Annotated in this window: 17 protein-coding genes and 1 tRNA gene; 14 read left to right on the top strand and 4 right to left on the bottom strand. The window is 44.7% G+C overall.

The features are described from left to right. The first annotated feature begins 512 nt into the window (after window positions 1–512). Window positions 513–1,478 (top strand): hypothetical protein, encoded by a 966-nt coding sequence (locus Q5866_RS01525; RefSeq protein WP_303178323.1) that lies wholly within the window; start codon window positions 513–515, stop codon window positions 1,476–1,478. 57 nt (window positions 1,479–1,535) lie between these two features. Here the strand turns inward: Q5866_RS01525 and Q5866_RS01520 are convergent, their stop codons facing one another. The 3 genes from Q5866_RS01520 to Q5866_RS01510 form a co-directional block, all read right to left on the bottom strand. Then, window positions 1,536–4,058 (bottom strand): AsmA-like C-terminal region-containing protein, encoded by a 2,523-nt coding sequence (locus Q5866_RS01520; protein WP_303178321.1) that lies wholly within the window; start codon window positions 4,056–4,058, stop codon window positions 1,536–1,538. A 68-nt stretch (window positions 4,059–4,126) separates the two neighbouring features. Beyond that, window positions 4,127–4,690: a helix-hairpin-helix domain-containing protein gene (locus Q5866_RS01515; RefSeq protein WP_303178319.1), complete on the bottom strand. Its 564-nt coding sequence runs from the start codon at window positions 4,688–4,690 to the stop codon at window positions 4,127–4,129. Between the two features lie 91 nt (window positions 4,691–4,781). Beyond that, on the bottom strand, window positions 4,782–6,194 hold the full coding sequence (locus Q5866_RS01510; RefSeq protein ID WP_303178317.1) for a S41 family peptidase: 1,413 nt from the start codon (window positions 6,192–6,194) through the stop codon (window positions 4,782–4,784). Window positions 6,195–6,411: 217 nt separating this feature from the next. On the opposite strand from Q5866_RS01510, the gene Q5866_RS01505 reads away from it, so the two are divergent. From Q5866_RS01505 to pbpC, 11 genes are all read left to right on the top strand, one after another. Then, window positions 6,412–6,484: transfer RNA gene (locus Q5866_RS01505), tRNA-Lys, on the top strand. A 598-nt stretch (window positions 6,485–7,082) separates the two neighbouring features. Further along, window positions 7,083–7,325, top strand: coding sequence for a helix-turn-helix domain-containing protein (locus Q5866_RS01500; RefSeq protein WP_099292055.1), 243 nt, complete (start codon window positions 7,083–7,085; stop codon window positions 7,323–7,325). Between the two features lie 303 nt (window positions 7,326–7,628). Further along, window positions 7,629–8,252 (top strand): TetR/AcrR family transcriptional regulator, encoded by a 624-nt coding sequence (locus Q5866_RS01495; RefSeq protein ID WP_099292056.1) that lies wholly within the window; start codon window positions 7,629–7,631, stop codon window positions 8,250–8,252. Then, the gene (locus Q5866_RS01490) at window positions 8,206–9,207 is read left to right on the top strand and encodes a nitroreductase (protein WP_303178314.1); all 1,002 of its coding nucleotides are present in this window, start codon (window positions 8,206–8,208) and stop codon (window positions 9,205–9,207) included. Before Q5866_RS01495 ends, Q5866_RS01490 begins: the two co-directional genes overlap by 47 nt. 137 nt (window positions 9,208–9,344) lie before the next feature. Then, window positions 9,345–10,439: a hypothetical protein gene (locus tag Q5866_RS01485; protein WP_099292057.1), complete on the top strand. Its 1,095-nt coding sequence runs from the start codon at window positions 9,345–9,347 to the stop codon at window positions 10,437–10,439. A 94-nt stretch (window positions 10,440–10,533) separates the two neighbouring features. Further along, window positions 10,534–11,814 (top strand): cysteate synthase, encoded by a 1,281-nt coding sequence (locus Q5866_RS01480; protein WP_099294477.1) that lies wholly within the window; start codon window positions 10,534–10,536, stop codon window positions 11,812–11,814. Window positions 11,815–11,890: 76 nt separating this feature from the next. Continuing rightward, window positions 11,891–13,219: a YihY/virulence factor BrkB family protein gene (locus tag Q5866_RS01475; RefSeq protein WP_099292058.1), complete on the top strand. Its 1,329-nt coding sequence runs from the start codon at window positions 11,891–11,893 to the stop codon at window positions 13,217–13,219. Between the two features lie 132 nt (window positions 13,220–13,351). Beyond that, entirely contained in the window at window positions 13,352–13,729 is a 378-nt protein-coding gene (locus tag Q5866_RS01470; RefSeq protein WP_099292059.1) for an START-like domain-containing protein, read from the top strand. 212 nt (window positions 13,730–13,941) lie between these two features. Beyond that, complete coding sequence (locus tag Q5866_RS01465; protein WP_099292060.1) at window positions 13,942–15,405, top strand: LptF/LptG family permease; 1,464 nt, start codon at window positions 13,942–13,944, stop codon at window positions 15,403–15,405. Further along, window positions 15,398–16,354, top strand: a complete 957-nt coding sequence (fmt, locus tag Q5866_RS01460) for a methionyl-tRNA formyltransferase (RefSeq protein ID WP_099292061.1) — start codon at window positions 15,398–15,400, stop codon at window positions 16,352–16,354. Before Q5866_RS01465 ends, fmt begins: the two co-directional genes overlap by 8 nt. A gap of 11 nt (window positions 16,355–16,365) precedes the next feature. Then, window positions 16,366–18,735: a penicillin-binding protein 1C gene (gene pbpC / locus Q5866_RS01455; RefSeq protein ID WP_255302004.1), complete on the top strand. Its 2,370-nt coding sequence runs from the start codon at window positions 16,366–16,368 to the stop codon at window positions 18,733–18,735. Window positions 18,736–18,885: 150 nt separating this feature from the next. Here pbpC and Q5866_RS01450 read toward each other — a convergent pair whose 3' ends face one another. Then, window positions 18,886–19,641 (bottom strand): SDR family NAD(P)-dependent oxidoreductase, encoded by a 756-nt coding sequence (locus Q5866_RS01450; RefSeq protein ID WP_303178308.1) that lies wholly within the window; start codon window positions 19,639–19,641, stop codon window positions 18,886–18,888. Between the two features lie 175 nt (window positions 19,642–19,816). On the opposite strand from Q5866_RS01450, the gene Q5866_RS01445 reads away from it, so the two are divergent. Beyond that, window positions 19,817–21,361, top strand: coding sequence for an NAD(P)/FAD-dependent oxidoreductase (locus Q5866_RS01445; RefSeq protein WP_303178306.1), 1,545 nt, complete (start codon window positions 19,817–19,819; stop codon window positions 21,359–21,361). 147 nt (window positions 21,362–21,508) lie between these two features. After that, window positions 21,509–21,778 (top strand): HU family DNA-binding protein, encoded by a 270-nt coding sequence (locus Q5866_RS01440; RefSeq protein ID WP_303178304.1) that lies wholly within the window; start codon window positions 21,509–21,511, stop codon window positions 21,776–21,778. The last annotated feature ends 122 nt before the right edge of the window (window positions 21,779–21,900 follow it).

Raw genomic sequence — 21,900 nt, 5'->3', positions numbered from 1 at the left:
TCTGAATAGTTTGTATCGTTTACGTTGGTAAAAGTACTCCAAGGGTGTAAAGCACGGGGACTTATTGTCCCCGTGTTAAACAAATTTGAAAAAAAGAATGAACCGAATACAGTAATAATATATTTAAATTCGTGATGGTCATTCGTGTTTCGAGGGTTAGCTTTCATGGCAAAGGTTTTTATTTGATATTTATCTTTTTTGAACTGATGTAAAGTTATGAAAGATTGTTTTGTTTTTGTAGACGTAAATCAAGTACTCGCGGGAGCGTTTTTACGTGAACTGTAGAAGTTCTTTTTCTCGCTTGAATGATTGACAGAAGGAAAGGACATCCCTGTCAGATTTTCATTTTTAAGAAGCGGGTGAATGGGGCTAATGTTGGATGTTTATTTCAAGAGGAAAAAACAGGGTACTGTGTCGAAATTAGTCATAATATCGTTATTTTGTTTCAGAGGTTTCGCTTGAAAATCCTCTACTTTTGTAGAGGGTTGTTAAATAAATTATCGCACATGAACATGAAAGAAGTTACACTGTATGATGGTTTCCTCTCGGAATTGCGAAAGAGAATTCCGAGAGGAGCCGAGCTGACAAACACCTTGGTAGATATGCTGTATATCGAACGCGAGGCTGTATATCGAAGGTTGCGGGGCGAAGTTCCTTTTACTTTTATCGAGGTAATGACTGTTTCGAAAGAACTGGGTATCTCGCTCGATAATCTGGCACAAGCGGATACCGGGAAGAGCAGACCTTTTCAATTGAAATTGGTGGAGTACGCGAATCCGTTAGAGTCGGATTATAAGATGATGAGAGAGTTTATCAATTTGCTTGCCATGGTAAAGGACGGGGAGGATTGGGAAGCCGGACAGTCGACCAATATTCTGCCGAGGTCTTTTTGTTATTACTATTCCAACATTACACGCTTTTATCTTTTCAAGTGGTTGTACCAGTATAGCCATGTCGATTCATTAAAGCATTACAGTGAAGTGAAAATCACGCCACAGTTGGCAAATATGCAACAGGAGTACTTGCGGGTTACCCGACAGCTTAAATCAAGTTATTTTATTTTTGATCATCTTGTGTTCCATTACCTCGTAACGGATATCAAGTTTTTCGCCAGTATCAATTTGATTACCCCGGAAGATGTTGTTGCTTTGAAGGAGGATTTGATGCATTTGTTGGATGATATGGAGCATTTCGCGGCGAAGGGACGTTTTACGGATACGGGGAACGAGATGCTTATTTATCTGTCCAATATTAATCTCGACACGAATTATTGTTATTTCGGTTCTCGTGATTTTCATCTGAGCATGTTGAAGGCTTTTACCTTGAATATGGTCACTTCACGGGATTCGTATACTTACGAGCGATTGCGTTGTTGGTTGCAGTCGTTGAAACGTTCTTCCACGCTGATAACCGTTAGCGGAGAGAAACAACGGGTGATGTTTTTCGAGGAACAACGGAGGTTGGTGGGAAGCCTTTGATGGTTTATGATTTCCGATTAGGTGAGTATCAACCCACCTAATCGGAAATTGCATTATTTATTTGAATAGTTTGTCTAATCCTTTCAGGATATTGTTTTTGAGTTCTTTGCCGGCTTCTTTTTGAATGGATTTCAACGCCTTGCTCAAGTCTGGTGTCACCGTGGGTTTGGATAAGGTTCCGCCTATCTTCACGTCCACGTCGAGAGATTTGATATTGTCGGCGCCGGGAATGGCTTTGAGTACGTTGTCAATGTCTTTCCCGAAATATTTGCGGGCGATGTTCATTGACATCATGTAATCCATTTTGCCGTCAACCGTTTGTGTTCCTTGGAACGTGGTCGGGTTACCCGCTATATTTGTCGTGAAAGGTTCAACCGTGATGTTTCCGTTGTTGATCTTGAAATCAACTTTCAAGTTCGCTATACTGAGGCGGCTTAATTCGTCGTTTTTCAGCAAGCTGGCGAGTTGCAGCATGGCCGGGTTATCCTTGATCAAGAATCCGGTTGTGGACAAATTGCCGCCACCGTTTGCCGTGGTCATGATCGGGCTCATTTCTTTGTCCAGTTCCGAACTGAATTTCATGGCTGCCGAGATTTTACCGCTACAATTCATGGCGATCGGGATACTTTCTTTGACAAACGAGAAAGCGTGGTAAGCGGAATTAATATCAATATCCGATATCCGCAGGTTGAGATCAACGGATGGTTTCGCCGGATTCGCGGTGTTGTACGAACCGTTCATGAGCAGATTGCCTTCCAGCATATCCATGCTCAAGTTCTTTAGCGTGGCGATACCGCCGTTTGTTTCGATGCTTCCCTTGATGGTTTTGATAACCAGACTGTCGTACAGGACTTGTTTGATGTTCGTGTTGAAAGCCAATTGGATATTCTTGGGAATGGCGATACTTTCCGGGGCTTCGGCATCAGAAGATTGAACTGCCGTCGTGTCTTTTACCGGGGCGGCTTCGGCATCAGATGTCGAACCGGATGTCGTGCTTGTCATAAATTCATTCACGTTGATTGTGTTGGATGTCAGCGTGAAGTTACCTTTTAATGTCTGGTCTTTAAACACGTAGGGCAGATAGTTTGCCACGTATCCTTGTAACCCGAAATCCGAAGATTTGATTTTGACCAGTAGATTCTGCAAGTTAAGACGTGCGGGTGTGATCGTTATTTCTCCCGACGGGACAGAGATGCCTTCCGGGAAATCAGCGCTCTTGAACAGTACGTTTTTCAACGCTATTTTACCGTTAGCGGTAAATTTCTCGTATTGTTCTTTTTCTATATACTGGTATTTCCCGTCGAAAGAAAGGTCGGTCGTCAATATTCCGCTAAGAGTGATGTCTTTAAGAGGAAGTGCTTTTTTCAAGCTCTCGAAGTTGATAACTCCTTTCATGCCCCCTTTGAATGTCGGATCGTCCAAGTTAGAAACCAATACATTCATGTTAAACGGGTTGTTGGCAACGGTGAACGTGAGCGTACTTAAGTTTGCCACGGTCTGTGCTACCGTCCCGCCCGGGTTGGTCACGTTCAGTTTCAGGTTTATTTTTTCTACCGATTCCGGTAATTCCGGGTATTTTAGGCTCGCGTTCAAGATATTGAAATGCAGGTTGATAGCCGGAAGATGATTCTCGTAATATTCTCCTTTGGCTTCCATGCTCAGTTGGAATTCACCGGAAGTTTTTACTCCCTCGAGTTCTTTTTGAAAATCTTTGGGTATTAAAGCGAGTAAACTTTCGAATTTCGTGTCGGGAGCGTTCAGTTTCAAGTCCATGGAGTATTTTTCGTTTTCCATGATACCGAAGCTGCCGATCAGGTCAAGTTTTAAATCGTTGAGCGCCATGTCATTCTTCTGAATGTTGAATTGCATCTCTTTTAGATTCGCGGCGATGTCCGCCTGCCAGTTGAAATCCGTGTTGTTTACCCACACGCTGTTGCCTTGGCGTAAAGAAATGTTTTTTAGGGAAAGCAGCACGTTGAGAATGGTGTTCGTTTCCGAGAAGTTCCCTTTCAGGTTCAAATTCACCGCGTCCACGTGAGCGAACGTTGAGGCTTGATAATCTTTATAATCCAATACCAGATTTCTGACCTCGATATTGTTGAAAGCGATAGCGGTTTCAGAGTCGGAAGCCGGTTCTTCTTTTGTCGCTTCCGGTTCTCGCGTTTCCACGTTTGTTGTGTCGGAAGGTACCATGATATCCCAATTGGCTTTTCCTTCGGCATTAACTTTTGGACTGAAGAAACAGTCTTTGAGCAAAACGTTATTAATAATAATTTCATTCCCTGAAATAAGGGACTTTAAGTTCACCGATGCCTCGAAATACGGGATGTTGATCAACGTATCGCGGGTGTTATTTTCTTCCTTGGAAATCATCACGTCGTCTAAAGTAACGCTAAGATTCGGGAAATTCTTGAACATACTTAAGCCAACGTCGCCGATGGCCAGTTCCGCTTGAATATATTTAGAGGATTTTTCCTCGATCAATCGAAGTATGTCGCTTTTGAAAAAGACTGGGATAACCATAAGAGCGACAATAATCAGCACGATGATGATTGCTAATGTGATAAATACTTTTTTCATGTCTTATATATATTACGTGTGTGTTATTGCAAAGGCAAATTCAAGCCATTGTTACAAAGTTATACAAATTATTTGAAGTAAGGTTTTATTTTTTGCAGTTTATATAACGGTAAAATTTTTTCCGAGTTTAAAATCGAGAAGTTGATTTTACCGAATTTCCGTTTGGCATTGAAAATGAGTTGCACGTCTTCGTAGGCGAGGTAGGGATGTTTCAGTACGGTTTTGAAGTCCATTGTGTCAAGGTTTCTTTGCTTGATCTGGTCTGGGTTTGCCGTAAAGTGGGAGAGGAGGGTATCTATATCGAGGTATTGGAATTTGATTTCTTTGAGTTGTGTGACGGAACGGAAGCCCCCGAGTTGCTCCCGGTAGCGAATGATTTTTGCGGCATAGTAGGGACCGATTCCCTTTATTTTTACCAGCATGGAACTGTCCGCCGTGTTTAATTCAATCGGGGAGGGGAGATGTTTTTTGACGGACGGGATGGAGGCTGTTGTCGTGTCGGGTGTTTCCGGACTCGCGAGCAGGAATAACCCGCACTCCGGTTTCCGGCTTGCTTGGGGCAGGACGAAAAGGGCAAGTATCATGATACCCAAGAATATAATTCCTCTTTTTTCCGATTTCCTTAAGGGCATAGTTCGTGAGGGTTGCTATTCTCTCGAGCGAGGTGAGAGATCTCTTGTCGGTAATGGTTTCCCGGAGATCTTTCACCACGTTCGAAAAGTGTTATTTCGTGTTCGTTATAATGATACGATTGCTTCTGATGTCATTAAACGTTCTGTGTATTTGTTTGAAATCCGGTGTCGATTGCAAGGCACTTCTCGGGCTTAACTTGTTTTCTCCCGTGATTATGGCTATCGCTTTTGCCAACAAGGGTTCATTTTCTGCACCTAGTGTAGAGGCCGGGGGTAAGAGTTGGTCTTCCACTTCATAGTTGGGTTCTAATCCTTTCACCGCGTCCGAGGGATACCCGTCGACATTCGTGTATCTTGAAACGATTGGTGCCATTAGCCAATTCGAGAGTTCTTCATCTGCCACAATTTTGCCGTTAGTGTCTTCTTTCGTGGGTTGCATTAATGCCATTGTGGTAAACTTGCCATATGTTTTTTGTCCGATTCGGATGACTTCCATAAAGGGTTTCAGGCAGATCGCCGTGTATTCGGATGCCGAGATGGTTTCTCTGGTAGTGAGTATATAAACCCGTTTGTTGGGTAAATTCAAATTACAATCTACTTTTTTGAAATAACGGTGGAGTTGTGTATCGAATCGGGAATCACTTTCAAAGGCTTTTTGACATTCGGAGTTCCATTTTTCATATGATAAAAGTTCTCCTTCAATCGCTTTATCCGGCGGAGCGATAGCACTGCACATCAGGGCAGATGCTGCATCGTCACCCCCGTGGTTATACCGGAGGTCAAGAACGAGATCCGTGATACCTTCTGTTTTGAAGTAATTAAAAGCGTCTTCCAGACTATTGTTAAAAGAAGAGGCGAAGTCCGTGTACATGAGGTAGCCGATCTTGTGGTTTCCTTTTTCGATAACCTTGCGAATGAGTACAGGATCTGTTTCCATTTTTTTTGAAGTTAGCGTAACGGGTGGGGTACCTTCATCAGTTAGTTCATTGCCGTTTATGATTTTACCCTTGGTGAGTTGAATTGTTCCGTTTTGAGTTAGTTTGTCAATATTATCTTTGGTGATATACGTGTAATTGATTTTGAGTATGATATCGCCTCTTTTTAATTTTCCGTCGGCAGGTGAATTGGGATACACGTATTTGACAATGGCTACATAATTGTCTTTGCCAACACCATAGTAAGCTAAGTCATAACCGAATGTTTCCCCCGTGTTGGTAAGGGATTCCATGAGCCCTTGCGCGTCGTCCGTGATAATGGAGGCAGAGTCTTTCGATGACAGTAATTTCTCGAAATATTCAATCGGATCTTTTTCTTTTTGAGGATCAATGGCAGGCATTTCTTTGTTCCAAAGGTAAAACATCGACATGTTGTCGTGAATGAATTGATTAGCCCGTAGAGTTAGTTCTTCTTCTTTCGTGAGTTTGTCATTATCATCATCATCTTGACAAGCGATAAATACTGATAATAACACGAATAAATACGTGATTTTTCTTACGCCGTTCATATAGGTATAGTTTTAAGTTATGAGTTTTTAAATTTCGTGAAAATTAACGAGACTTCCAAGGATAAATTATAAAATAAAATTATTTCCGCTCTAAATAAATTAAAATGAATCCTTTACCTCTGTTTAGATAAAAAACTGAGAAAATAATGGAAAATAAATTTGTGAGAAAACTAAAAAGGTATACCTTTGCATCCGCAATTGAGAAATACAATTGAAGGATTCAATAGCTCAGCTGGTAGAGCACAACACTTTTAATGTTGGGGTCCTGGGTTCGAGTCCCAGTTGGATCACGGAAGGCTTTCTAAAACAATCGTTTAGAGAGCCTTTTTTTTTATATTTGGTATCACAATGGTAACACGAGAATACTTTGGCTCGATCGAACGATAGGATAGTGTATCAAAAAGTGTGTATTGCCCTTCTTTTAGGATGCTTATCGATAATCCAATCCTTTCTTTATTGTTTGTCTATCTCTTCTCTCCACCTTATTGGCTTCATGATTACAGTAGAGTCACAGCATGGTCGTAAAAGTATGTACCAGTAGGCATCTTGCTACGATGTTGCTGTGTTCTTAGTCGGGAGAAAGGGGGGACTAAGGGTAGGAAGAGGATTCTTTGATATTGTATATAAAAAAAATGAGGGTGCCAACTTGTCAGAAGAAACACCCCCAAGGTTCCCGTTATTGCGAGATAAAGGTTGGTTGAAAGGTACATCACTGCGGCTTTCCCTTTAAATCACGGTTTTAAACAGTCCCGTTAAATGCTTTTAGAAGAAAATTTATTTTCGATGTGTGGTATTTAACGAAAACTGTGCTACAAAGATATATTTTATTTCGTAAACGAAGACATATTCGTAAGGGAAATTTTATTTAAACGTTCTTTTCTTTAGGGCATGAAACAGCGTAGGGATGATATATTGTTGAAGGAGATAGCCCGAAGGGTTAAGAAACTGAGGGAGATGCATGGTATCTCTCAGGCAGACTTTTTAATTGCGACAGATATTAATATCGGGCGGATAGAACTTGCAAAATTTAATATTACCGTGTCTACCTTAAAAGCGATTTGTGATTATTTTGAAATTTCAGTGAGCGATTTCTTGAAGGATATTCCAATATCCGAATTTTCAAACGAATAGATGTTTTTAGGTTCAGGTGATCGAGTTAGGTGACTATCTATAATGGTATATCCTAGCGTGATTCCAAGGTAATCCTATGGTAATACTACCTCAACTTACTTCCAAACCGGATTGAACTCCGTTATTTCGCCTTTTGTTAATAGTGCTGTAAGGGTTTTAGAAGGAGCTTGTAACCCCGTAGAGGTAGGAGTATGGTGGGATTACCTTGGGAATCTAGGGGGATCGAATAAAATATTTGTCGATATGCTTGTATGTTTCCGATAAGTAACATATTTTTGTTTCCGAATGGTAACATATTGATGTATGAAAGAAAAAAATAGTTTTGGAGAGAGGGATCGGGAGGCGACGGAACGACGTTTGCTTGATACGATTGAAAAGATGGTTATCGAGAACGGGTTCGAGAAGATAGGCGTTAATGCCGTTGCCGCTCAATCCGGTGTTTCCAAGATATTGATATATCGTTATTTCGGTTCGGTGGACGGACTTATGGCTGCCTATATACGGCAGCATGATTTTTGGATAAATTTTCCTGTCGAGGTTCTTGACCGGGAGCAATTGCCGGGATTCTTGAAAAAAATGTTCCGGGGACAAATCGAACAATTGCGGAGTAATCCCACGTTGAAGAGGCTTTACCGTTGGGAACTCTCTTCGGGTAATGATATGATCGTGAAGTTGAGGGAACAGCGGGAAAAGATCGGGGTGAACTTGATAGAGAAGGTGTGTGAACTGACCGATTACCCGCGTAAGGAAATAGAGGTGATGGCGTCGATGCTGACGGCTTCCATTACTTACTTGGTGATGTTGGAGGAGTTCTGCCCGGTGTTTAACGGGATTGCCATTAATCAGGATTCCGGTTGGGAGCAAATCGGTCAAGGAATAGATGCACTCGTGGATAAGTATTTTGAAAATGGTGGTGATGAACGCTGATTTTCTGAGCATGATTGAATATGCTTCCAAGGCTCCGTCGGGACATAATACACAGCCTTGGAGGTTTGCGCTCGCGGGTGACGGAATGGTTATTTTGCCGAAGTTTGAAGTTGCCCTGCCTGTGGTCGATGCTGATAACAGGGAATTGTTTATCAGTTTGGGATGCGCGTTGGAAAATCTGCTAATCTCTGCCCGTCATTTCGGTTACAAGGCTTGTGTCGTCGGATGTAACCCGGAAGGAATAGAAATCCGGTGCGTGAAGGATGAAGATGTCGCCAAGGATTATTTATTCTATCAGATAGAGAAACGGCAAACGAATCGGAGTATTTATGACGGCAGAAAGTTGTCGGGAGAGGTGCTTGGATTGTTTGAATCGCTTCCCGTGGAGGATAATATCCGGTTGTATTCGACGCCTGTCGGTTCTGCATTTGCCGATAGCTTGACAGGGTATATTATTAAAGGTAATGAGGTACAGATGAATGACAAGGCGTTTAAAAGAGAGTTGCTTTCTTGGATGCGTTTTAACGCGAAACAGATTAACGGGACTAACGACGGATTGAGTTACAAGGTCTTCGGTAATCCGCCTCTGCCAAGGATGATGGCGAAGCCGATAGTCCGTTGTTTTTTGAAGGCGGCGGTGCAGAATAAGACAGACGGGGAGAAAATAAAATCGTCCTCTCATTTGATTCTGTTTACTACCCGGAGCAACACGTTCATGGAGTGGATAGGTTTGGGACGAACGTTACAGCGTTTTTTGCTGAAAACGACAGAAGCGGGTGTCGCTTGTGCGTATCTGAACCAGCCGTGTGAAGTGTATGCTTTAGCCGCGGAAATGCGGGATTTGCTTCCGATAAACAGGGAGTATCCGACGCTGATTCTCAGGATAGGGTACGCGAAGCCCGTGCCTTATTCTCCGCGCAAGAACGTGGGGGAGTTGTTGGTATGTCACGGCTGAATTTAAAGAGAGGTTTTATCATGACGGGATATCCTTGAAGGTGGGAATAGAGTTTTGAGTTGTGAATTTAACCGGAATGTCATAAAGATACACGGAATAAATGTTATTTTTGTGTAGGCTAACTAGAATGCGATCATATGAATAAAACGGTTTATTTTTTGGGTTCGGGGTTTTCGAAAGAGGCAGGTGGTCTGGTTCAGAGTGAGATCATTGATACTATTCTCGACGAGAATTTTACGCGGGATGATGAACGGTTGATTCGGGCGAGAGATAGTTTTATCGGTTTTTTGAAGGAGGAGTTACATATTTACAAGGATCATTATTGTAAGGTGCAACTGGAGGACGTGTTCACGCCTATCGACCGCTGTATCTGGGACGGACTTTCTATCGGGCGTTACAGTTCCCGGGCGCTTGTGGAGTTGCGGGAGGAGTTTAACGCGCTGATGGGTGCCGCGGTAAATTATAGTTTCAAGAAAAACGAAGCGTGCAGTGATTATGTCGACGAGTTTGCGGAGTATATCAACGGGATTGCCCGACGTCGCATGGAGGACGGGGAAGACCGGGTGTCGGTGATTACCACGAATTGGGACGTGTTGTTCGATCATGCTTTGAAGCGGGCGATCGAGAATACGCGCCCGGAGAAGTTGAGCGTGGTGGATTACTGTTGTTACGTGAGTTCGTGGGACGCGAACGACGACACGATTAAACCGGGATTGCTTGCCGTGGGATACGGCGGGTATAATATCAAGTTATTGAAGTTGCATGGTTCTATGAATTGGTTCCAATGTCCTTTGTGCCAGCGTATGTACGTGCGTTTCGGGGAGGAGATTGCTATTATGAAGGCGGCGTATTGCCGGCATTGCCGGAAGAATTACGGGATGCCGGATATCAGTTCGATTAAATTGCAGAGTAATCTTTTGTTGCCGACCTATTTGAAGAATTTGAGTAATATACAAATCAAGCTGGTATGGCAGAATGCGGCGATAGAACTGTCGGAGGCGAAGCGTATCGTGTTTATCGGCTACTCGTTGCCTTCTGCCGATTTCGAGATCCGGCAGTTGTTAGCCCGGATGATTCGCCCGGATGCTGAAATTCAAGTGGTGCTTTATCCCCATAGTTCCAGCGTGGAGGCGGAAGCCGAACGGTACAAGAATTTTTTCGGCAGCCGCGTGACGGAGCGGGATATATTTCGGTTGACGGTGCCGGAATACGTGGAGAATTTAAAATCTTAAATCTAAAATAAAAAGTGGTATTTATACCCTATCGCGGGTGTTCGGAATGCTTTACTTTTGTACTGAAGAAATGTACAATTCAAGGAGTGAAGATATGACACGTTATCATTTAGAATCATCGTGCTGTGGAACATCTTTCGAGGACGGGCAATGGGAGTTGGACTGCCCCCATAAAGATGGTGCGGCGTTGATTTTTGCTAATTACGCGAATCGTCAATTTGAAGTGAGAAATGATTTGCCCGGTATATACAAGTATGCTAATTGGTTACCGATTTGCCGGACGCTGGAAGGTTCGGGTGCGCCCGTGACTTACAAGAGCGAGGGGCTGGCGGAATATTTGGGATTGTCGAATTTGTACATCACGTTCAACGGTTATTGGCCGGAGCGGGGTGCTTTGATGAAGACGGGTTCGTTTAAGGAATGCGAGGCGTATGCCGTGTGTGCCCGTATTAACAGGAACAGCGATAAGATCATGGTAGTTGCTTCTGCCGGAAACACGGCGAGGGCTTTCGGTAGAGTATGCTCTGAGAATGGGATTCCGTTGTTGTTGTGTATACCGGAAGATAATTTAAATGCAATCTGGGCTGATGAGCCTTGGAATGATTGCGTGAAGTTGGTTTGCGCGGGAGCCGGGTGTGATTATTTTGATGCGATACATCTTTCCAATATTATTTGTGAGATGGAGTATTTTTTTCCGGAGGGAGGAGCCAAGAACGTGGCCCGTCGTGACGGGATGGGAACGACGGTGTTGTCGGCTGTGCAGGAGATTGGTCGTATCCCGGATTACTATTTCCAAGCCGTGGGAAGCGGAACGGGTGCTATTGCCGCGTGGGAAGCTAACAAGCGTTTTATCGCAGACGGACGCTACGGCTCGAATTTGATGAAATTAATTGTTTCTCAGAATATTCCTTTCACGTTGATATATGATTCGTGGAAAGCAAATTCCAGAGCATTGGTGGAACTGGACGAGAATACGGCGCGCGAGGAAGTGAAGGAGATGTGTGCCAAGGTGTTGTCAAACCGTAAACCGCCTTATTCTTTGACCGGAGGACTTTACGATGCGTTGAAAGCGACGGGGGGGGACGTGATGTTGGCAACGAACGAGGAAGCCATGAAGGCGCAGGAGTTGTTCGAGAAACTGGAAGGTATTGATATAGAACCTGCCGCCGGGGTAGCTACGGCTACTTTGATGCAAGCGGTAAAGGAACAGCGGGTTGAGGAAGATGCCGTGATTATGCTGAATATCACGGGTGGTGGTATCGGGCGTTACAGGAAGGAATTCAAGCCCGTGCAACAGAAGCCCCATTTGGTATTCCCCGTGAATCCCGACCCGGAAATGGTAAAGAAACAAGTTCGGGAGTTGATCGGACGGTAGGGGTTAGAACCTTATAAACTAAAAGGCTTGTGTTAAACAAGCCTTTTTTGTATCTTTGGGGTTTGAATGTGAGATTATGAATGTATTCAAGGAACATAAGGTTATGGACTTATTCCGGCGGTATCGGCAAGAGTTTGCCCGCCGTACGGATTGTTTATTGGATTTGGATTATCATTATATGGTATTGCGCCGGGATTACGGGAACCGTTTTATTATCACGGAGTTTTTACAAAAATCCTTGTCTATCCTTGTCGTTTCGCTCAATCGTTTTGTAAAGGATGCGTGTACGATTTCGGCTTCGGCTCTTACGTTTTATTCCGTGTTGGCATTTATACCTTTGATGGCGTTGGCGTTCGCTATCGCAACCGGTTTCGGGGCGAATAAATCGCTTGAAGATGAGTTTTTGAAACGTTTGGGGGATAATCAGGAGTTCGCGCAACAGTTGTTGGGATACGTGAACGGGGCTATACAGAACGCGAAAGGCGGAGTGGTGACCGGTGTGGGAATTGTCATTTTGCTTTGGGCGGTTATCCGGGTGCTGAATAGTACGGAGTTGACAATGAACCGGATCTGGGGAGTACGTAAGGGACGCAATTTAAGGCGGATGTTCACGGATTATTTCTCGATTATTTTTATTGCTCCTATTCTGATGATCTTGATCAGTAGTGTGAATGTTTTCCTGACCTCTTCTTATTGGCAGGATAATTTTCCTTTGATCAGTTCCGTGTTGACAATGTTTATCAAGTTGTTGCCTTATCTGTTGGTGTGGATGTTGTTTATTTTCCTGTATATGTTTATGCCGGCTACCCCGGTCAAGTTCAAGCATGCTTTTGTGGCGGCGATGATTGCGGGGACAGTGTATCAAGTGATACAATGGTTTTATATCCGTTTCCAGATAGGGGTGAGTTCTTATAACGCGATTTATGGTAGTTTGGCAGCGTTGCCGTTGTTGTTGGTGTGGTTGCAGTTAAGTTGGAGTGTCGTGTTGTGGGGGACGGAGTTGTGCTATATTTTTCGCAATCGCCATTTCATGTACAGGAATGAGTTGCTGGGTGACGAGGCGTGGATGGAAACGCTGGAATGTGCTTTAAAAATCATGAAGTACGTGGCACGGGTGTATATTAACGGTGACGGCGGTCCCAGTCTGGGGATGATTAACAAGGAATTGAAAATTAACACGGGAAAGTTGCGTCTGGTGCTTCAAGAATTGGTGGATTTGCATTTGTTGGTGGAGGCGAAAGAAGAGGAAGATTATTTTTATTACCCGGCTTTTGACCTGCACTCGATGTCTGTCGGGGATATCATTATTCGTTTTTCGCGTGTCCACGAGAGTAGGAACGAGGCATGGAAAAAACAATTTTCGGAAGCTATTCAAAAGGGATTTGCCGGGGATTCTCTGGTGTGAAAATAAAATAGTTGTAACATGCAGATTTGTAGGGACAATCTATGATTCTTGATAAAAAAGACGGGCGGAACGTAGCATTTTTTTGCATATTCCGTAAAACTTTCATATATTGTCGAACAAATAGAATGAAGTATGAGGAAAAGAATCGATTTAGAGTACATTTTCTCATCATCGGTAAGTATATTGTTCTCTCGTCTAAGTACCGCACCGGGGTTAGCGGAGTGGTTTTCCGATGATGTGAAACATGCCGGAAATATCTTCACATTCGTGTGGGATGGTGTTGATGAGCAAGCCGAGCTTGTGGATATGAAGAAGAATTCATTCGTGCGTTTCAAGTGGCTGGACGCGGACGATGAAGAGGAGTTTTTCGAATTTTCTCTGCACGTGGAACCTTTAACGGAAGAGGTTGCTCTGATTATCACGGACTTTGTAGATGATGACGAGGAAGCGGACGAAATCGAGTTGTGGAATAAACAAGTCGAGATGCTTCATCGGACGGTGGGGGGATGACGTGCTTCGCACATCGGGTTGAAAGTTTATAAGGTTTATAAAGTTCATAGACCCTGCGGGTGCTTTGTTTATGACAGTAAAGCTGTCAATTGAATTATTGACCTTATAAACTTTACGAACTTTATAAACCTTATAAACTTTTTCCTATCTTTGTAAATTCATTCGTGAAGAGTTAGATATAAAAATAGAAAAAATAATATAAGGTGCTAAAGATGAAGAAACTACACCTGTATATGCTGAAAAGCTTTGTAGGTCCTTTCGTGGCGACGTTTTTTATTAGTATGTTCGTCTTGATTATGCAATTTTTGTGGCGATACATTGACGATCTCGTGGGGAAAGGATTGGATGGTGACGTGATTATACATTTGTTGTCTTATGTGGCTTTGACCTTGGTTCCGATGGGATTGCCTCTGGCGGTGCTTTTGGCCTCTATCATGACTTTCGGGAGTCTGGGAGAGAATTACGAGTTGACGGCATTGAAGGCGGCGGGTATTTCTTTATACCGAATCATGCAACCGTTGATTTTTTTAATTATCCTGTTCACGATTGCGGCTTTCTTCTTTTCCAATAACGTACTTCCTTACGCGAATTTGAAAGCCAGTACCTTGCTTTATGATATCAAGAAACAGAAACCGGAATTGTCGTTGAAGGAAGGGGTGTTTATTAATGATATCGAGGGGTATAGTATTAAGGTGGATAAGATAGACAAGAAGACGGGGATGATGTATGACATGCTGATTTACAGTCACCCGAAAAACACCAGAAGGGGAAACTTTGAAACGACGATAGCCGATTCCGGGATAATGGAAGCCGATAAGTCCGGACTGTTTATGGAAGTGCAGTTGTATAACGGTTTTACTTACACGGATGAGGGCGGAAAGTCGGGGAATAAGGATACATATCCTTTCCGGAGGGTGAAATTCGATAAACAGTTTTTCGTGATCCCGTTGGCTGATAATCAATTGCAACGTTCGGATGATGATTTGTTCAAGGATAGTTACGGGATGTTGAATATTGTTCAGTTGGAGAATGCCGTTGATTCTTTGCAGAAACGATTGAGCGGACAGAAAAAAGGAACAATCAAAGGTATGTTGAGTGATAATTATCTGATAAAGAAAGAACGGAATCCACAACGGGATAGTGTGTTCGTGGAGGAAACGAGAGGGGAAGTGAGGGATTTGGATAGTTTGTATCAGAATTTTGACATACAGGAGCAGAAGAGTGCCGTGGATGCAGCTTTGAAGTTTGCCAAGAGTGCGCAGGAAAAGCATAGATGGGATTTGCAGGTAAATTCTAGGGATGAGGCGAGTATCCGCAGGTACAATATCGAGTGGCACCGGAAGTTCACGCTTTCGTTCGCTTGTTTTATCTTCTTCTTTATCGGTGCGCCTTTGGGAGGTATTATCCGAAAAGGAGGTTTGGGGGCACCCGTGGTTGTGTCGATATTCTTGTTTATCATGTATTACATTATATGGATGATGGGAGAGCGTGCGGCACGCGAGGGAGCATTGGAGCCGTGGCAGGGAATGTGGATTTCTTCCGTGATTCTTTTGCCGTTGGGGGCTATATTGACCTACACGGCGATGACCGATTCGGCTATAATGAGCAGTGAGTCTTACATGAATTTTATCAAGAAGATTGTCGGATTCTTTAAAAAAAAGAAAAAGGATGCGTAAATTGAGAATCGTGTACATGGGAACGCCGGATTTTGCGGTGTATCCTTTGCAGAAGTTATTGGAGGCAGGACAAAATATCGTGGCTGTCGTGACGAATCCGGATAAGCCTGCGGGGAGAGGGCAAAAGTTGCAGGAGTCCGCGGTGAAGAAATTTGCCGTGGAGCGGGGATTGCCCGTGTTGCAACCGGAACGTTTCCGTGACGAGCGATTTCTGGCGGAGTTAAAAGCATTTGAAGCGGATTTGCAGTTGGTGGTGGCGTTCAAGATGTTGCCGGAAGTGGTTTGGAATATGCCGCCCTTGGGTACGGTTAATTTACATGCTTCTTTGTTACCTGATTACCGTGGGGCTGCACCGATCAATTGGGCGGTGATAAACGGGGAGAAATATAGCGGGGTGACTACTTTTCTTTTGAAACACGAGATAGATACGGGAAATCTGATTTTTCAACAGCGGGTGGATATCAGCGATACCATGACTGCCGGAGAGTTGCATGATCAATTGATGACTGTCGGGGCGGATTTGTTGGTAAAGACCGTGGAGGCTATGGCAGAGGGGGAGTATCCTTTGCAGGATCAGATTGGGTTGTTGTCGGGACGTGAGCCGAAACATGCTCCCAAGATTTTTAAGGAGGATATGAAGATAGATTGGCAGCGGGAGCTGGATACGATATATAACCATATCCGCGGGTTGTCGCCGTTCCCGACCGCGTGGACGGAATTGAAACACAAGACTACGGGAGAATGTATCTCGTTGAAGATATTTGTAGCCGAACGGATTCCGGAAAAGCATGGTAAGGAAGTTGTATTGGTGTCTGACGGGAAAAAGAGTTTGGATATCCTCGTGAACGGGGGAATTATCCGGGTGAAAGAATTGCAGTTATCCGGTAAGAAGCGGATGGGAACGGAAGAGTTTTTGCGAGGCTTCCATATCGGAGAGTATACCTTGTAATATAATCGCGTATGCATATCGGGCGGGATAAGATGCGAAGACCGATGCTCCGAAGGTGCATCGGGGGGAGCGTGTTACTCGCTTTTGTCTTGGGATGGTGGTATTTCTTGCCCGCCCCTTTATTTCGGGTTCCTTATTCAACCGTGATTCTTGACCGTGAGGGTGAGATCATGGGAATGACTGTTGCCGGGGACGGGCAGTTTCGGGTATCCGGTCGGGGGCGTCTGTCGGGAAAGTACGTGGCAGCCTTACTTTGTTTTGAGGATAAACGATTTTTTACGCACGAGGGGGTTGACCCTTTGGCGGTGGCACGTGCCTTATGGCTGAACGTGCGAAGCGGTTCGGTGGTAAGCGGGGGGAGTACTTTGACGATGCAGGTGGTACGCCTTTCCAGAGAGAACCCGCCTAGAACGATTCCGGAGAAGATTCTGGAAATGTTCCTCGCGCTTCGGTTGGAACAAAGTTACAATAAATGGGAGATTTTGAATATGTACGCCGATTATGCCCCTTTCGGGGGGAATATCGTGGGGATACAGACGGCGGCACTCAAGTATTTCAATCGTCAACCGGATGAATTGAGTTGGGCGGAAGCGGCTCTTTTGGCGGTATTGCCGAATGCTCCCGCGTTAATGTATCCGGGGAAGAATATGCCGGAACTGAAGGCGAAAAGGGATAAGTTATTGCGGGAGCTTCACGAAACGGGGTATTTCGGTGAAGATGATCTGACGGTTGCCATAGCGGAACCTTTGCCCGACCAGGTGTACAGCCCGGAGTGTATAACCCCGCATTTGTTGGCGAAGGCTTACGGGCAAAGGAGAGGACAGATCAGTTCTACTTTTATAGACTCGCGATTGCAGGCTAGGGTGAACGAGATCGTGGCGAGGCATATAGAGGTATTGAGGCATAATCATATTTATAACGCTGCCGTGTTGGTGGCACATATCCCGACCGGGGAAGTGCGGGCATACGTGGGGAATAGTCCGAAAGTGAGGGAAAACGGGGGCAATCAAGTGGATATTATTACTTCTAACCGAAGTTCCGGTAGTATTTTGAAACCGGCGTTGTATGCTTTGATGCAGCAATCCGGTTACATCCTGCCGGGGACAATCGTGTCGGATGTGCCTTCCCGTTTTGGGAGTTATACCCCCTCTAATTTTAATAAAGATTTTCAAGGGATTGTACCCGCGGGGAAAGCATTGTCCATGTCTTTGAATATTCCGTTCGTTCGTTTGCTGCGGGAGTACGGGGTGGAGCATTTTTATGATGATTTGAAAAAGATGGGAATAACCACCTTGGATCGTAAGGCCGAGAATTACGGGTTGAGCCTTATTTTGGGCGGGGCGGAATGTAAGTTGTGGGATTTGTGTAATATGTACGGGGGGATGGCTTCTATTCTGAGGCATTATTCGGAATGTGACGGGGCTGGTTTTGACCACGAATTTAGGCGTTTGCGGGTATGGGGGGACGAGGTGACAGATAGTACGGTTATTAGGCAAAATGTGGTAACGGCTTCGGCGGTTTGGCTTACTCTCAAGGCGTTACAGGACGTGGAACGACCGGATTTAGAGTCGGGGTGGAAGAATTTTGCATCTTCAATGAATTTGTCTTGGAAGACGGGAACGAGTTTCGGTTTTCGGGATGCTTGGGCGGTCGGGGTGAACCCGGAGTACGTGGTCGGGGTGTGGGTTGGTAACGCGGACGGCGAAGGGCGTCCCGGACTGATCGGGGTGAGAGCTGCCGCACCGATATTGTTTGAAGTGGCATCCCTGTTGCGAACGGATGAACGTTTTTATATGCCGAGGGAAGAAATGGTGGAAATGACCGTGTGCCGGAAGAGTGGCTATCGGGCTTCCGATATCTGCCCGGAAACGGATACCGTGTGGATAGCCCGTGCGGGAGAGAAGACAGCCGTTTGTCCTTATCATCGTTTGGTAAATTTGGATTTGGCGGGGAAGTATCGCGTCGATTCGGAATGCGAGTCCGTCAATCGGATGAAGATAGAGCCTTGGTTCGTGTTATCGCCCGTGCAGGAGTGGTATTATGCCCGCACGCATGCGGATTACAAGAAATTGCCGCCTTATCGTGCGGATTGCCAACGGGGACAGGATGACGTGATGGAAATGATTTATCCTCAACGGGGATTAAGAGTGTTTATTCCTAAAGATTTAGGGGGTATCGTGAGAGGGGTTGTATTTGAAATGGCTCACCGGGAGCCGTCGACAGTGGTTTATTGGCATATTGACAATCAATTTTTGGGAACAACCCGTTATCATCACCAATTAGAGGTGAATGTTGCGCCGGGACGGCATGTTCTGCATTTAGTGGATGCCAAGGGGAATACGCTACGACAGAGTTTTGTGGTGGTGGATGGAGAAAAGTAAGGTTTGTAAAGTTCATAAAGTTTATAAGGTTCATAAAGTTACGGGTGTCCTTTGGACAGCATTCATTGACAGCTTTGCTGTCATCAACAAAGCGCCCGCAGGGTCAATGAACCTTATGAACTTTATAAACCTTATGAACTTTCGACTCCATTATTGTCTATTCACATCTCTGGAACTTGCTTGGGCGGTAGGCATGATTTGGATGTCGTTCAGGCAAATATGCGCGGGACGGGTGACGGCAAAGACGATGGTGTCGGCGATGTCTTCTCCCGTGAGCGGGATGAGCCCTTTGTAAACATTATCGGCAGCTTGTTGGTCACCCTTGTAACGAACAACGGAGAATTCGGTTTCTACCATGCCGGGGGCGATGTTGGTTACTTTGATGTTGTGTTTCAGCATGTCAATCCGCATGGCTTTGGAAAGGGCGTCCACTGCGTGTTTGGTGGCGCAATAAACATTTCCGCCGGGATATACTTCTTTACCAGCGACAGAGGCTATATTTACGATGTGTCCTTTATTATTTTTAATCATCAAGGGAGCGACTTCGTGTGTGATGTAGAGTAAGCCTTTCACGTTCGTGTCGATCATGCGTTCCCAATCATCCAGAATACCGTCTTGAATAGGAGAAGTACCCACGGCAAGTCCGGCATTGTTCAAGAGTACATCTATATTTTTCCACGTATCCGGCAGACCGGAAATGGCATCGTGAACTTCTTGTTGATTGCGGACGTCAAATTGAAGTGCCAGTACACGGGTTCCTTTAGCTTTTAATTCGTTTTCAAAAGCGGTTAAACGGTCACCCCGACGTCCGGTGATGATGATGTCATACCCGATTTCAGCTAATTTAATGGCTGTTGCTTTTCCGATACCGGAAGTTGCTCCTGTGATTAATGCTATCTTGCTCATAAGTACATTTATTTAAAAATCTGTTGTGCGAAGGTAGGTGTTAATTGATGAATTTGGAAATTTGGAAATGTGAAAAATGGGTAGGGCTTGAAATTTTTCTTACTTTTGGATTTTGTAACTTACAACTTGTAACCTGTAACTTGTAACCTGCAACGTGGCGAAGCCACATAAGACTATGTATAAAGAGATAGAATTAAGAATAACACCGGAAGAGGCGCATGATAAAGAAATCGTCGATGATTTGTTAGCGAAAAGATTGCACGTGGATAGCGAGAGAATCAAACATATAGAGATTCTTCGTAAGTCTATTGATGCACGGCAACGTCAAGTTGTGATACAGTTGAAAGTGGGAGTGCATATAGACCGGATAGAACAGAAAGAGAGGGAATTTGTTCCGTTGTACAAAGATGTATCACAAGCGGAAACGGTGGTAGTCGTGGGGGCAGGTCCGGCGGGATTGTTTGCGGCGTTGAGGCTGATTGAGCGGGGGAAACGACCGATAGTGCTGGAGAGAGGTAAACGTGTGGAAGATCGGAAGTTAGATTTGAACAGTCTGTATAAAACCGGGCTTGCCGATGAGGATTCGAATTACGGTTTCGGCGAAGGCGGAGCCGGGACTTTTTCGGACGGGAAATTGTTTACACGTTCCAAAAAGCGGGGAAATGTAAATCGTATTCTGGAAATTCTGGTATATCATGGGGCTTCCGAGAGTATATTGATAGACGCGCACCCGCACATCGGTACGGACAAGTTGCCGCAGGTGATTGTCAATATCCGTAAAACGATAGAGCAATACGGGGGAGAAGTACGGTTTAACAGCCGGGTGACGGATATTATTATAGAGGAAAATCGGGTGAGGGGTGTTGTCGTTGGTAATCAAGAGATTCGGGCGGAGCATGTGATTTTGGCGACGGGACATTCTGCCCGTGACGTGTATCGGATGCTGCATGCCCGTGACGTGTTGATGCAGCCGAAAGAGTTTGCAGTAGGATTACGGCTGGAACACCCGCAGGCTTTGATTGACCGGATTCAATATCATAATCCGCGAGGGAGAGGGGATTTCTTGCCTGCCGCGGAGTATAGTTTCGTGACAAACGTGGACGGTCGGGGTGTTTATTCCTTTTGCATGTGTCCGGGAGGTGTGGTTGTACCCGCTTGCACGGGACCCGGTCAACAGGTGGTAAATGGTATGTCGGCTTCGGGACGGAACACGGCATGGGCAAATTCCGCCATGGTGACCTCTATCGGGGAGGCGGAATTGGTCGGGATGAATTATAACGGTTTGTTTGCCGGAATGGAGTTCCAAGAGGATTTGGAACGAATGGCATGGGAAGAAGGTGGACGAAATTTATACGCTCCGGCACAACGATTAACTCATTTTCTGCGGGGGCATTTGAGCGAGAATTTGCCTAGGACATCTTATAAACCGGGAGTACGTGCCACGTTGTTCGGGGAGTGGTTGCCGGAAGTGGTGTACCGTCGACTTTGTACGGGATTGGAGCAATTCGGGAAGAAGGCGAGAGGTTTTATCACGGAAGAGGCTGTTCTGTTAGGCGTGGAGAGTCGGACGTCTTCACCTTTAAGGATTCCGCGGGAGGCGGAAGGTATGGAGCATCCCCAAATAAAGGGATTGTATCCGTGTGGTGAGGGAGCGGGATATGCCGGAGGGATTGTTTCCGCCGCGATGGACGGGGAAGGGTGTGCCGAGGTCATTTGTTAAAAGAAAAGGGTGATTTTGCGACTTAGTGGCTATACGAGTGTTAATTTGATTTGTTTTTTCAGGAAAAAATTTGCTTTAATCGAGAAAATACCTACATTTGTCGACATATAAGAAAATTTATTAGTTCTAATCCTAAAACTATTGATTATGAATAAAGCTCAATTAATTGACGCAATTGCTGAAAAAGCTGGTTTGAGTAAAGCAGATTCTAAAAAAGCATTAGAGGCTTTTGTCGCTACTGTTGGTGAATCTTTGAAAAGTGGAGATAAAGTAGCATTAGTAGGTTTCGGTTCTTTCTCTATCTCAGAAAGAAGTGCAAGAAGCGGAAGAAACCCGCAAACGGGAAAAACAATTGAGATTCCGGCAAAGAAGGTGGTAAAATTTAGACCTGGTGCTGAATTGGAAGGCCAACTATAATTACCATTTTGAAGATAAAAAGAGGGTGTTGAAAGACACCCTTTTTTTTGTGTTTGTAAAGTTTATGAAGTTCTTAAGGTTCATAAAGTTCGTATTATTCATGAAATTTTGTACTTTTACCT

Source organism: uncultured Butyricimonas sp., assembly GCF_959596855.1.
Classification (GTDB): Bacteria; Bacteroidota; Bacteroidia; order Bacteroidales; family Marinifilaceae; genus Butyricimonas; species Butyricimonas muris.
Note: the sequence above shows the minus strand (reverse complement) of the source record. Positions and strands in the feature narration are given on the sequence as shown.

What these genes read in the sequence shown, in the direction of transcription:
- Q5866_RS01525 (WP_303178323.1), top strand. Translation starts at nt 513, where the DNA reads ATGAAAGAAGTTACACTGTATGATGGTTTCCTCTCGGAATTGCGAAAG.
- Q5866_RS01520 (WP_303178321.1), bottom strand. Translation starts at nt 4,058, where the DNA reads ATGAAAAAAGTATTTATCACATTAGCAATCATCATCGTGCTGATTATT.
- Q5866_RS01515 (WP_303178319.1), bottom strand. Translation starts at nt 4,690, where the DNA reads ATGCCCTTAAGGAAATCGGAAAAAAGAGGAATTATATTCTTGGGTATC.
- Q5866_RS01510 (WP_303178317.1), bottom strand. Translation starts at nt 6,194, where the DNA reads ATGAACGGCGTAAGAAAAATCACGTATTTATTCGTGTTATTATCAGTA.
- Q5866_RS01500 (WP_099292055.1), top strand. Translation starts at nt 7,083, where the DNA reads ATGAAACAGCGTAGGGATGATATATTGTTGAAGGAGATAGCCCGAAGG.
- Q5866_RS01495 (WP_099292056.1), top strand. Translation starts at nt 7,629, where the DNA reads ATGAAAGAAAAAAATAGTTTTGGAGAGAGGGATCGGGAGGCGACGGAA.
- Q5866_RS01490 (WP_303178314.1), top strand. Translation starts at nt 8,206, where the DNA reads ATGCACTCGTGGATAAGTATTTTGAAAATGGTGGTGATGAACGCTGAT.
- Q5866_RS01485 (WP_099292057.1), top strand. Translation starts at nt 9,345, where the DNA reads ATGAATAAAACGGTTTATTTTTTGGGTTCGGGGTTTTCGAAAGAGGCA.
- Q5866_RS01480 (WP_099294477.1), top strand. Translation starts at nt 10,534, where the DNA reads ATGACACGTTATCATTTAGAATCATCGTGCTGTGGAACATCTTTCGAG.
- Q5866_RS01475 (WP_099292058.1), top strand. Translation starts at nt 11,891, where the DNA reads ATGAATGTATTCAAGGAACATAAGGTTATGGACTTATTCCGGCGGTAT.
- Q5866_RS01470 (WP_099292059.1), top strand. Translation starts at nt 13,352, where the DNA reads ATGAGGAAAAGAATCGATTTAGAGTACATTTTCTCATCATCGGTAAGT.
- Q5866_RS01465 (WP_099292060.1), top strand. Translation starts at nt 13,942, where the DNA reads ATGAAGAAACTACACCTGTATATGCTGAAAAGCTTTGTAGGTCCTTTC.
- fmt (WP_099292061.1), top strand. Translation starts at nt 15,398, where the DNA reads ATGCGTAAATTGAGAATCGTGTACATGGGAACGCCGGATTTTGCGGTG.
- pbpC (WP_255302004.1), top strand. Translation starts at nt 16,366, where the DNA reads ATGCATATCGGGCGGGATAAGATGCGAAGACCGATGCTCCGAAGGTGC.
- Q5866_RS01450 (WP_303178308.1), bottom strand. Translation starts at nt 19,641, where the DNA reads ATGAGCAAGATAGCATTAATCACAGGAGCAACTTCCGGTATCGGAAAA.
- Q5866_RS01445 (WP_303178306.1), top strand. Translation starts at nt 19,817, where the DNA reads ATGTATAAAGAGATAGAATTAAGAATAACACCGGAAGAGGCGCATGAT.
- Q5866_RS01440 (WP_303178304.1), top strand. Translation starts at nt 21,509, where the DNA reads ATGAATAAAGCTCAATTAATTGACGCAATTGCTGAAAAAGCTGGTTTG.